We start from the raw sequence: 11,633 nt of genomic DNA, 5'->3' as shown, positions 1-11,633 counted from the left end.
CGGTGAGCGTTGCTACTTCTCCGCGTAACTGGTCGCCACGGCGCTTGGAGTGCGTCTCCTCGTTGCGATTAGCCTCTATCTGAAGGCGGAGATCGGCGATCTCGGCCTCGAGACGCTTGAGGCGCTCGGTGACGGACTCGAAGGACATCTTGACCTGGCCACGCTGCATGCCGAGGGTTTCGAGCTCCTGCCTGGCGATCTCGGACTCGGAGAGGAGACGCTCGGCCTCGCGGTCCAGGCCAGCGAGAGCAGCGGCTGCCTGAGCCTCTTCATTGCGAGTCTGCGCTATGCGTTGGACGAGCTGCATGGTGGAGCGGCGATTTTGTTCGGCCTGTTGCTCGGCTGAGGCTACAGCGCGTACGGCTTCCTGCGCCTGCGCCTGATGGCTTTGCGCGGCCTCACGTGAGCCTGCTGATTCGGCAGTTGCACTGTTGAGAAAACTGCGGTGCTCTTCGAGGTCGGCGGTGAGGCTGGCGAGCTGTTCGCGGGCCTGGGCGAGATCGTCAGCGCCGGTGGCAAGCCGGTTGGTGAGTTCGGCGATGCGGTCGGCGTTGGCTACAGAGCGGGCGGTAATACGCTCGACTTCGACGGCGGACTGGTTGGCCTGCGCGCCAGCTTCGCGGATCTGCTGGTCGAGACTGTAACCGGAGTTAACTCCCTCAGTATGCTCGACGTCCATCTGCTCGACTGTTGCAGACTGAGAATCTATCTGAGTGGCAAGGGCGGTGATCTTCTCGGTGGTGGCGGTCTGCTCGGTATCGAGCTGGGCCATGCGGCTGGCAAGAACGATGCGGAGGCGGGTACGGAGTTCGTCGCGAAGGGCCCCGTAGCGCTCCGCCTTGGCGGCCTGGCGCTTGAGGGTGGTCATCTGCCGGGTGACTTCATCGAAGATGTCGTTGACGCGCGCGAGATTCTGACGTGCAGACTCGAGGCGTAGCTCGGCGAGGCGCTTCTTGGTCTTGAAGCGAGTGATGCCTGCGGCCTCTTCGATGATGGATCGACGATCGTGCGGCTTGGCGGAGAGAAGCTGGCCGATGCGCTCCTGCCCGATGATGGCGTAGGACTCACCGCCGAGTCCGGTTCCCATGAAGATGTCCTGAATATCGCGGAGGCGGCAGATCTTGCCGTTGAGGAGATATTCACTATCGCCGGAGCGGAAGAGGCGGCGAGTAATGGTGAGTTCGCCGGCACGCACCGGGGCGCGGCCAAACTTGCGGCGACGAATCTTCAGGACCACGTTATTCGGATTGGCGAGCTCGGCTGCGGCGTCGGCCTCGGTGGGGGGAGGGAGGATGTGTGGCCCCTTGGCCTCGCCCTCGATGATAGTGCCGGGCTGAGCCTCTGCAACGGCCTCTTCCGTCTCTTCTGCGCGCAACTGACGGAAGGTGGTTTCATCCCAGTCGGTGGGCAGGCTCTCGTCGATGACGATCTCTGGGTCGTCCTGAAGGCTGGAACCGTCGTAGACCTCGGGGTCGACAAGGGTGAGGGAGACCTCGGCCATGCCGGTGGGCTTGCGGTCGCGGGTGCCGGCGAAGATGACATCTTCCATCTTGATACCGCGGAGGCTTTTAGCGGACTGTTCGCCCAGTACCCAGGTGATCGCGTCGGAGATGTTGGATTTGCCGCAGCCATTGGGACCTACGATGGCGGCGATGCCTTCGCCTGAGAGCTGAACCTCGGTGCGGTCACAGAAGGATTTGAAGCCGAGTATCTGAACTTTCTTAAGCTTGAGCAAGTGCACCTCTGCGGGGCGACCGGTGAGTTCCCGAGGAATTCGCCCCCGTCGATAGGACTGTCTCAACTGTAGCTGCGGTTCAGCGCAGAATCAACGGGTACAACACTACCTATTGTGGATAAGACGACAGAAACACTAGAAATGGGCGGCTTTGTCGAGATAGGGGCCGAAACTGTCAAAATCGACAGGTTACCAAGTCTGGATGTTAGGGAAGCCCTAACCGGATCTCAACGCCATACAGATGCAGTACCACGAGGGTGACGCCTATGTTGGCAAAAAACAATAAAGCTTCACCCAAGGTGATTCTATTACGTATGAAGCGCATAAGAAGGCGGCAGAGCACCACGAACACGCAGCGAAGGCTCATCATGAAGCAGCAGAGCATCCTGCGAAGGACGACCAGCATATCGCCCATGAGCATGCGGTGAAGGCTCGCGAGCTCCACCTATGCCAACGAACACTCTACTGATGCGCGTGAGAAGTCCATGGCACACAAGTAACTTATTTTTGATTGGAAGATGTATGCCCTGACCGATGTTACCGGTCAGGGCATTTTCTGTTGAAAGGTCGTTCGCTCTGGGGGGCTTCTGCGCAATTGTTCGTGTATAACACTTTTATTGCCGGTAAAGGTTGCGTCGGCTTGCGTTTTGAGCAACGGCGTTTCTATAATCCGCATCATCATCCCGAGATGCCACGAACACTTCAATCGCTTGACCGAAGGGTTAGGCACGGCGAGGACAACTACCGAGGCACTAAGATCGGTTCTACTTCGTCTTATTTATCCAAGTGACCCCGAAGCATCGGTGACACATTTGAAAGAAAGCTTTACTGAGGAGTGTGGAATGAAGAAGGTAGTCGTTGCGTCTCTCCTGGCGGTCGCTAGCATGGCAAGTGTTGGTAGACCCCTTTTGGCACAAACCCAGGTCAATCTTGGTTCTAACGCGCAGGCCGCAGGCAGTGGTGGTGTTCAGTTGTCTCCGGCTGAATACAAGGCCTATAACGATGCGATCAGCCAGACAACCCCGCAGACGAAGGCTCCGGCCCTCGAACAGTATCTGACAGCTTATCCCCAATCCTCAGTGAAGGCATCCGTGCTGGAGCAGTTGATGCTGTCTTATGCAGCGTTCGATCCGGCCAAGACGCTGGATGCCGCAGACCGACTCCTGCAAGTGGATCCCAATAACCTGCGGGCGTTGACCTTCGAGGTTTACTTCCGCAAGCAGCAGGGTGACCAGGCCACAGATCCGACGGCGAAGCAGACAGCGCTTGATTCGGCCGCATCTTTTGGGCAGAAGGGTCTCGCAGTTACCACCAAGCCAGCGGATATGAGCGATGCGGACTTTGCCAAAGTGAAAGATGCTGCAACTCCCGTGTTCTATGGAGCGATTGCCGCAGCTGCTTTGAATAAGAAAGACGCCGCGACTGCGATTACGAACTATAAGGCTGAACTGGCTGCCGTTCCGGTCGCTCAGACCCAGACCCCAGGTGTGCTTCTTCAGGACACGTTCATCCTTGGTCAGGCTTACTATCAGTCGACTCCCCCTGATTATGTGAACTGCACCTGGTATGCTTCGCGCGCAGCCGCTTTTGCGCCCGAACCCTATAAGAGCCAGATGCTTCCCTTGGCGAAGTTTTGCTATAAGAAGTATCACGGCGCAGATGATGGCTACGATGCAGTTACGGCTGCAGTACAGACGAACTTGAATCCGCCCGCGGGCTTCACGATCAAGCCTGCCCCTTCGCCGGCCGACATCGTTGCCCAGGTAATTGCGAGCACGCCGGACCTGTCGACGCTCGCGATCAGCGACAAGGAGTTTATCCTTGCCAATGGCAAGCCCGAGGATGCTGCAAAGGTTTGGGACACGATGAAGGGTAAGTCAGTCCAGCTCCCGGATTCCACGGTGATCGCTGTTTCGGATACGGCTCTGCAGGTTGCGGTGTCGGATGATGCAGTCCAGTCGAAGACGGCGGACTTCACCTTCCAGCTGGCCGCTCCTTTGAAGACGCCCCCTGCTGTAGCCGCCAAGGTTACGGTGACCGGGACCTACGCCTCCTACACCCCAAGCCCCATCCTGATCACGATGAGCGATGGTGCGGTGGTGGAGCCGAAGAAGACTCCGGCCAAAGCGCCTGTGCATCATCCTGTTCATCACTAGAGTGCTGTAGCAAGAATGCTTTAGCAAACAGAAAAGCAGCTCCTGATGGAGCTGCTTTTCTGTTTGCATGAGAGAAGATTCCGAATCGTCGTCTTATGAGTTCCGAGCGGCTACATCTAACTTCAGCGTTTTTCGACAGGGATATAAGTTGCTGGGTAAGCCGGCCCAGTGTAGTCAGCGCGGGGGCGGATGAGACGGTTATCGTCATGCTGTTCGATGACGTGGGCGGCCCAACCGGAGATGCGACTGATGGCAAAGATAGGCGTGAAGAGATCGATATCGATACCGAGGGTGGTGTAGGTGGAGGCAGAGTAGAAGTCTACGTTGGCGTTGAGCTTCTTTTCCTGCTTCACGAAGAGTTCGATCTTGCGGGACATATCAAACCACCTGGTGTTGCCGGCGGCTTTTCCTAACTCCTCGGACATGCGGCGAAGATGAGTCGCTCGCGGATCTTCGGTGTGGTAGACCCGGTGGCCAAAGCCAGAGATCTTTTTCTTATCAGCGAACATCTGCTTGACGTATTCGGTGGGGTCGGCGCCAGCCTTATCGATGGCGTAAAGGAGGCGCATGGTGGCCTCGTTAGCTCCGCCGTGAAGAGCGCCTTTGAGCGCGCCGATGGCACCGGTGATCGCAGAGTGGATGTCGGCCAGGGTAGCTGCGATGACACGTGCGGCGAAGGTGCTGGCGTTAAGCTCGTGATCGGCGTGGAGGATGAGTGCGATATCGAAGGCACGAGTGGCGGTGTCCGAAGGCTTCTCGCCGTTGAGCATCCAAAGAAAGTTAGCGGCATGCGAGAGAGATTTGTCTGCTTCGACGAGAGGCTTTCCCTTGCGGATGCGATCGAAGAGAGCGACGATCATCGGGATCTGCGCGGTGAGACGGTATGATTTGCGGACGTTCGCGTCGCGGGTGCTGTCGGCTTCGTCTGCGTCGTAGATGCTGAGAAGAGAGACAGCGGTGCGGAGGACCTGCATGGGCGTGGCCTCTGTAGGGACACTACGGAGGAGGTCTACGATCTTGGGATTCAGTTCGCGCGCGGAAGAGAGGTGCTGGGTGAATTCTGCGAGCTCGGCGGTGGTAGGAAGCTTGCCGAACCAGAGAAGGTAGGTGCATTCCTCGAAGGTAGAGCGCTGCGCGAGTTCGTGAATGTCAATGCCGCGATAGGAGAGAACTCCGGCATCGCCGTCGATCCAGCAGATGGCGGACGTGGTGGCAACGATGCCTTCCAGGCCCTTCGGTGCGACGGCGGTAGACATAAGGCGCTTCTCCTGAACAGATGAAATGCGGTCGAACTGAGTACATCTGGTTATAGCGCAGCGGAGAAACGGTTGTCACGGGAGGCCGGGCGAATATCGATACGGCTGTGCGACTAAAGTGTCAGATCGCCTTGGCGCGAGTTGGAGAAAAAGCCGCCAAGTCGACTGAGGGAGCTTCGCCGGAAAGGATCTGCGCCATGACGCATGCCGTGGCAGGGGCGAGAAGGATTCCATTGCGATAGTGGCCACTAGCTATGAAGTAATTGGGCCGGTCGGGCAGAAGTCCTAGGAGAGGGAGGCCGTCACAGGTCACGGGACGCAGGCCAGCCCACGCTTCGAGTTGGGGGGCGTTGGCGAGGGGAGGAAGCAAGGCAGCGGCAAGGGAGCGTAGATGCGCAATGTCATTGGGATGCACGGTCTTGTTGAAGCCTGCGTCTTCGACAGTAGCTCCGACGATTGCGCAACCTGCTGCGGGTCCGGCGGTGCGGGGGACGATATAGATTTCCGGTGTGCGAATGACGAAGTGAAGCGGGAACGAGGTAGGTAGGGAAGCAGAGTACATCTGTCCTTTTTTTGCCGTGACTTGAAGGTTGCGCAGACGTGAGGTGCCCGAGGCCCAGGCGCCGGTGCAGTCAACAAACTGCGCGGCATCGAAGGTGCTTCCGGGAGTCCTAATCTCGATAGAACTGTCGGTGCGATGGACGGAGAGAACGGGCGTGTGGGAGCGGAGGTCGATGGTAGTGGCGCGGACGGCGGCGAGGAGTGCAGAGGCGAGTTGGCGCGGATCGAGGCTGTGTTCGTCGAGTAGTACGAAGCGATGATGGGAAGGAGTGAGTGCTGGGAGGAGATGAACGAGATCTTCCTGGGTGAGTACGGCGGAGAGGATGGGACTGTGCTCTGTGACTGATTGCAGAGCGGTGTGAGTCTGGAACGGAACCCGAATGCCGGAGAGGTCGTGGATGTGGTCGAGAAAATCGGGATACCGGGAGAGGCTTAGATCGGCGAGGGGACGGAGTGGTGGCGGGTTGTCTGGATCGGCGGCGGCAAGCATGCCTGCGGCGGCGGTTGAAGCCTCGCCGAGTGGGTCCCCCTGATCGAGGATCGTGACACAGCAACCGCGGCGGTGGAGTTCGAGGGCGAGCGAGAGTCCGATGATGCCGGCGCCCGCGATGCAGACCTCCGGTGCCGGAGAAGTGACAAGGTACATGGAATTAGTTTAGTTGGGTTTGGGAGAGGTGATAGTTTGGGTGTGTCCGTCTCACGAGACGGATGTCGGGAGATGGCAGCGAGTGGCAGAAGCATTGAGGAGAGTGTGATGAGCGAAGAGTACGTGGAGCAGAGGTCGATCTCCGGGGCATTGCTTGGAGTAGTGGCGGTCGCGTTGCTGGCGGCGCTGGGCGGACTGGTGTGGTGCTACGGTCTGCAGAATCATCTTGCAGCGGCCGAGCAGAAGATCGTAGCGAGTGACCAGAAGAACGCGGAACTGACGGAGAAGCTGGAGGCGACCAACGCACGGCTTCGAGCAACAAGCGAGACTCTGGGACAGACGGTTGGGATGACCCAGAAGCAGATTGAGCTGAGGACGCAGAGCATCATTGCGCAGCAAAAGATCGCTAACGCAAAGCTGGAAGAGGAGGAAGTCGCGACCTCAAAGAAGATTGGCGCGGTCTCGACCGATGTTGCGAGCGTGAAGACGGATGTTGGCGGCGTGAAGACGGATGTTGCGACGACGAAGTCGGACCTCGAGGCGACGAAGACGCAGTTGAACCGCGTGGTGGGTGATGCGGGCGTGATGAGCGGTTTGATTGCAACCAATCACGACGAGCTCGAGGTTCTGAAGCATAAGGGCGACCGGAACTATCTCGAGTTCACCTTGCAGAAGGGCGCGAAGCCAACGTTGCTGTCGACGATTAAGCTGCAACTGAAGAAGGCGGACGAGAAACACTCTCGCTACACATTGACGGTAAGCTCCGACGATCGCACGATTGAGAAGAAGGATAAGGGGCTGGATGAACCGGTACAGTTCTACAACGGTAAGGACCCTGTGCTGTATGAGCTGGTGGTGAATGTGATTGAGAAGAACAAGGTGTCGGGATATCTGTCGACTCCAAAGAACGCAGCCAGAGCGGCTGCAACGCCGTAGAGATCAAGGATTGCAGATGCAGAAAGGGGGACGCTTATCGCGTCCCCCTTTCTGTTGCCTTGGTTGGATTACTTCTTGGTTGCCTTTTTTGCTGCCTTCTTCGCTGGTGCTTTTTTTGCTGCTTTCTTAGTTGCCATTTGCCTATTCTCCCTAGTGATTAGACATTGACTCTACAAACCGCTGCATTGCAGCTAACGAAGGTATAGTTTTACGAAAATTCACTGTCAAGGAAAAAATGAAGGGAACGCAATTTCTTTTTGCGCGGCGAGGCGTGAGAGGAGAGCGATTGATTTCTGCGAAGGCGATTTCGAGCAGCGTGAAGCGAGGACTGCATAAAGAAAAAGTAAAACTTCGAATGTGGTTTTCAATTGCTCTGATGGGTGCGATGAGGCAATGACGAAGATCATGACGAGTAAGAAATGATGGCCTCCTCAATCGAAGCTCCTGTGATTTTGCTCTGGCGGGCACTCGATCCGTGGCCTGAAAAGGATCGTAAGGATCTTCTTGCTTCGCGATTGAGCGCTCCAGCAGAGGAGAAACTCAAATGCCTGGCAAGAGATCCTTCTTCGGTTTCTGGCAGAGCGGAGTAGATGCTTTGGTTCGCTGCCTCGTTTCCCTACAACTATCCGGCTACAGATTTCACCATGAGCCACGCTTCGTCCATGTGTCGCGCTGCGGCTTGCTGATTCAGTGAAGGGTTCGGCGTCGAGGATGTCTGTCGAGCAGGTGAAGTGTGGGCTAGTGTGAGATGAATCTAGTGGAGTAGAGTTTTCCTCGAGGTACTTCGATCAATGGATGTTGTGATTGTGGCTGCGGTACGGACGCCGGTGGGAAAGTTCCAGGGAGCGTTCGCGGAGATGACGGCTGTTCAACTGGGCGCGATTGTGGTTCGGGAGGCCGTGAAGCGAGCCGGAATAGATGCGGCGAGCGTTGACGAGTGCTTGATGGGGTGTGTGCTGCCTGCCGGCCTGGGGCAGAATCCAGCGCGCCAGGCGGCGTTGCAGGGCGGGTTGCCGGATACGGTGTCGGCGATGACGATCAATATGGTGTGCGGTTCCGGTTTGAAGGCCGTGGCGTTGGCAGCGCAGGCGGTGATGGCGGGAGATGCGGAGGTTGTGGTCGCCGGCGGGATGGAGTCGATGTCTAACGCGCCTTATCTTCTGCCGCAAGGTCGCAGAGGTTTTCGCATGGGTGATTCGGTGGCGGTGGACTCGATGGTGAAGGATGGCCTGTGGTGCGCGTGCGAGGACTATCACATGGGCATTACGGGGGAGAACGTTGCGGAAAAGCATACGATCACGCGAGAAGAGCAGGATGCGTACGCGCTGGCGTCGCACCGTAAAGCGAGTGCAGCTTGGAAGGAAGGACGGTTCGACTTGGAGGTAGTGCCGGTGAGCGTGCCTGGGAAGAAGGGTGCTGTGACGCTGGTGACGCGGGATGAGAGCGTTAGAGAGGATGCTTCGATAGAGGCTCTGGCAGCGCTAAAGCCTGCGTTCAAGAAAGATGGGACGGTGACTGCGGGAAATGCTCCGGGCGTGAACGACGCGGCGGCGGCTGTAGTGGTGATGTCGGCTGCGAGAGCCAAAGGGCTGGGACTCAAGGCGCTGGTGACGATCAAGGCACAGGCAACCAGCGGCGTCGCTCCGAAGTGGGTGATGCTGGCTCCAGTGACCGGGGTGCAGAAGGTTTTGAAGCGCGCGGGATGGGACAGGGATGACGTGGACCTGTACGAGTTGAACGAGGCATTCAGCGTTCAGGCACTGGGGATAATGAAGGAGTTAGGGCTCGACGCCGCGAAGGTGAATGTGAATGGCGGAGCGGTTGCCATAGGCCACCCGATTGGAGCAAGCGGGGCGCGGGTGCTGGTCACGTTGATTCACGAGATGTTGCGGCGGGATGTTACGAAGGGCGTTGCAGCGCTTTGCCTGGGCGGGGGCAATTCGGTGGCACTAGCGGTGGAGAGGCCGAAGTGACAGACATGCGCGTGATGACTGAAGTGCATCCAACATCAGCATGAGCGATAACACGGAGCGGTTCACAGGACGGGTTGAAGACTATGAGCGCTATCGGCTGAGATATCCAGAGGCAGTGATCGAGATTCTGGAAAGGGTTTGCGGTCTGCAGCGCGAACAGTTGGTGGCGGATATAGGTGCGGGAACAGGAATGCTGGCGGATCTCTTCCTGGAGCACGGCAACGCTGTGATCGCGATCGAGCCTAATGACGATATGCGAGCAGCTTGCGAGAAGTTGGCATCGGCGTGGCCGGGGCTGACTGTGAAGAAGGGCACAGCCGAGGCGACGGGGCTAGAAGAGGCATCGGTAGATCTCGTTGCGGTGGGGCGGGCGTTTCACTGGTTCGATCATGAGAAGACGGCGCAGGAGTTTCGGCGAATCCTGCGGCCGGAAGGTTGGGTGGTGCTGGTGAGCAATAGCAGGCTGCGAGATGAGTCGCCCCTGTCATTGGACTATGAGGCTCTGCTGCGCAAACATGGGACAGACTACGAGGCGAACCGGGAGCGATATGACATTGCGCCGCGTGTGGATGTTTTTTTTACGGGCGGGGAGCTGATTCGCGAAGAGGTGCACAGCGAGCAGAGACTTACGCTCGAGGAGTTAGTTGGGCAGACTCAGTCTTTATCGGTGACGCCAGAGTCAGGACATGTGAAGTATGAGGGGATGCAAGCGGCGCTGCGCGAGTTCTTTGCGAAGTGGCAGGCGGATGGAGTGGTGACGATGAGCACGACCTGCAAGATTGCCTGCGGACAGTTTAGCCGGGGCACCGCATAATCATTTCGGGTCATTTGGGGGCTCAAGGTAGAAGATGTTCGATGGTGAACCTCTAGCACTCGATGATGTTGAGGGCGAGACCGGCGAGCGAGGTTTCCTTATACCGCGATTGCATGTCGAGGCCAGTCTGGTACATAGTGGCGATGACCTGATCGAGGGAGAGCTTGTGGTCGCCGGTCTCATGCATAGCCATGCGGCAGGCGTTGATGGCTTTGACCGCGCCCATCCCGTTGCGCTCGATGCAGGGGATCTGAACAAGTCCGCCGATGGGATCGCAGGTCATGCCGAGGTTGTGCTCCATGGCGATCTCTGCGGCGTGTTCGACCTGGGCGTTGGTGCCATTGAGTGCGGCAACGAGTCCGCCGGCGGCCATGCTGCAAGCTACGCCTACCTCTCCCTGGCAACCGACCTCCGCACCGGAGATGCTGGCGTTCTCTTTGTACAGGATGCCGATGGCTGCGGCGGTCAGGAAGTAACGAAGGATGCCCTTGCGCTTTTCGTCTTCTGCTCCCTCAATGAAGCGCATGTAGTAGTTGCCGATGGCGGGGATAACGCCGGCGGCTCCGTTTGTGGGAGCGGTGACGACTCTTCCTCCGGCGGCGTTCTCTTCGTTGACGGCCATGGCATAGACGGTGACCCAGTCAATGGGAGCGAGAGGATCTTTGGAGCCGATGGTGTTGAGGCGGTCGGCAAGACGGTGAGCGCGGCGGCGGACGTTGAGACCGCCGGGAAGGATGCCTTCGGTGGCGATGCCGCGTTCGGTGCACTGTTGCATGATCTGCCAGAGGGCTAAGATGCTGGAGCGAATTTCTCCTTCGGGGGATTGAACGAGATGTGGGGAAGTGGCCGGGAGTGGCGGTCGATTGATGCGGAGGGTGGGGTCACTGAGGAGTGCGACTTCGTTCGCGAGAAGAAGATCGGCGATGGTGAGGCTGTGTTGCTTCGCCGTGGCGAGCAGTTCGGCGGCGCTACGGAATGGATACGGAACGGTGCGGCTATTGGTAAGAGACTCGGCAGTGCGTTCCGCTTCGGAGACGATGAATCCTCCTCCGATGGAGTAGAAGACCTCCTCCGCCAGGGTTACGCCTGTTTCATCGCGGGCGGTGAAGCGCATGCCGTTGGGATGGGAAGCGATGGTGGGGGCTGGGTACATCTGGTTGCGATGGAAGAGGAGGTTGGTCGATTCGGTGAACAGGATGGTCCTGCTGCCGTTGAGTTGGAGAGAGCCAGTGGAGCGTATCGCTGCGATGCTGGATTCTATGGTCGCTGGATCTACTGTATCGGGTGCCTTACCAAGAAGTCCGAGGAGGATGGCGCGGTCGGTTCCGTGGCCCATGCCTGTGAGGGCGAGCGAGCCGTAGAGATCGACAGTGATTGATACGGTGCGCGAGAGGAGATTCGTGGATTCTAGCTCGCGACTGAAACGGAGCGCAGCTCGCATGGGGCCAACTGTGTGCGAGCTGGAGGGGCCGATGCCGATCTTGAAGAGTTCGAAGAGGCTTGTGTTCACGACTTGATCACGAGTGAATTTATGGGAGTGGATGAGATGCGGTTAG

General features: G+C 58.1%; 8 protein-coding genes. 4 read left to right on the top strand and 4 right to left on the bottom strand.

The window, feature by feature from the left end; translation table 11 throughout:
• On the bottom strand, window positions 1-1,735 hold a 1,735-nt coding region (locus GSQ94_RS18030; protein WP_158945231.1), incomplete at its 3' end, for a chromosome segregation SMC family protein.
• A gap of 842 nt (window positions 1,736-2,577) precedes the next feature.
• Here GSQ94_RS18030 and GSQ94_RS18025 point away from each other — a divergent pair.
• A complete protein-coding gene (locus tag GSQ94_RS18025) occupies window positions 2,578-3,891 on the top strand; it encodes a hypothetical protein (RefSeq protein ID WP_158945230.1) in 1,314 nt (437 codons plus the stop codon).
• Window positions 3,892-4,013: 122 nt separating this feature from the next.
• On the opposite strand, the gene GSQ94_RS18020 is transcribed toward GSQ94_RS18025, so the two are convergent.
• The gene (locus GSQ94_RS18020) at window positions 4,014-5,147 is read right to left on the bottom strand and encodes a citrate synthase (RefSeq protein WP_158945229.1); all 1,134 of its coding nucleotides are present in this window, start codon (window positions 5,145-5,147) and stop codon (window positions 4,014-4,016) included.
• 121 nt (window positions 5,148-5,268) lie between these two features.
• Window positions 5,269-6,354 carry an FAD-binding oxidoreductase gene (locus tag GSQ94_RS18015; protein WP_158945228.1) on the bottom strand — a complete coding sequence of 362 codons (1,086 nt, stop codon included), beginning with the start codon at window positions 6,352-6,354 and terminating at the stop codon, window positions 5,269-5,271.
• Between the two features lie 108 nt (window positions 6,355-6,462).
• Here GSQ94_RS18015 and GSQ94_RS18010 point away from each other — a divergent pair, with 108 nt between their 5' ends.
• The 3 genes from GSQ94_RS18010 (at window position 6,463) to GSQ94_RS18000 (ending at window position 10,077) form a co-directional block, all read left to right on the top strand.
• Window positions 6,463-7,290, top strand: coding sequence for a hypothetical protein (locus tag GSQ94_RS18010; RefSeq protein WP_158945227.1), 828 nt, complete (start codon window positions 6,463-6,465; stop codon window positions 7,288-7,290).
• Window positions 7,291-8,081: 791 nt separating this feature from the next.
• Window positions 8,082-9,263: an acetyl-CoA C-acetyltransferase gene (locus tag GSQ94_RS18005; protein WP_158945226.1), complete on the top strand. Its 1,182-nt coding sequence runs from the start codon at window positions 8,082-8,084 to the stop codon at window positions 9,261-9,263.
• Window positions 9,264-9,303: 40 nt separating this feature from the next.
• Window positions 9,304-10,077, top strand: a complete 774-nt coding sequence (locus tag GSQ94_RS18000; RefSeq protein WP_158945225.1) for a class I SAM-dependent methyltransferase — start codon at window positions 9,304-9,306, stop codon at window positions 10,075-10,077.
• Between the two features lie 52 nt (window positions 10,078-10,129).
• On the opposite strand, the gene GSQ94_RS17995 is transcribed toward GSQ94_RS18000, so the two are convergent.
• On the bottom strand, window positions 10,130-11,587 hold the full coding sequence (locus GSQ94_RS17995) for an L-serine ammonia-lyase (RefSeq protein ID WP_158945224.1): 1,458 nt from the start codon (window positions 11,585-11,587) through the stop codon (window positions 10,130-10,132).
• Window positions 11,588-11,633 lie beyond the last annotated feature (46 nt).

Source organism: Granulicella sp. S190 (assembly GCF_009766095.1).
Taxonomy (GTDB): domain Bacteria; phylum Acidobacteriota; class Terriglobia; order Terriglobales; family Acidobacteriaceae; genus Edaphobacter.
The sequence above is the reverse complement of the archived record's forward strand: the minus strand, read 5'-3'. Positions and strand labels throughout refer to the sequence as shown.

Bases quoted from the DNA above. Each gene is read 5' to 3' on its own strand.
- GSQ94_RS18000 (WP_158945225.1), top strand. From the start codon at position 9,304: ATGAGCGATAACACGGAGCGGTTCACAGGACGGGTTGAAGACTATGAG.
- GSQ94_RS18005 (WP_158945226.1), top strand. From the start codon at position 8,082: ATGGATGTTGTGATTGTGGCTGCGGTACGGACGCCGGTGGGAAAGTTC.
- GSQ94_RS18020 (WP_158945229.1), bottom strand. From the start codon at position 5,147: ATGTCTACCGCCGTCGCACCGAAGGGCCTGGAAGGCATCGTTGCCACC.
- GSQ94_RS18025 (WP_158945230.1), top strand. From the start codon at position 2,578: ATGAAGAAGGTAGTCGTTGCGTCTCTCCTGGCGGTCGCTAGCATGGCA.
- GSQ94_RS18015 (WP_158945228.1), bottom strand. From the start codon at position 6,354: ATGTACCTTGTCACTTCTCCGGCACCGGAGGTCTGCATCGCGGGCGCC.
- GSQ94_RS18010 (WP_158945227.1), top strand. From the start codon at position 6,463: ATGAGCGAAGAGTACGTGGAGCAGAGGTCGATCTCCGGGGCATTGCTT.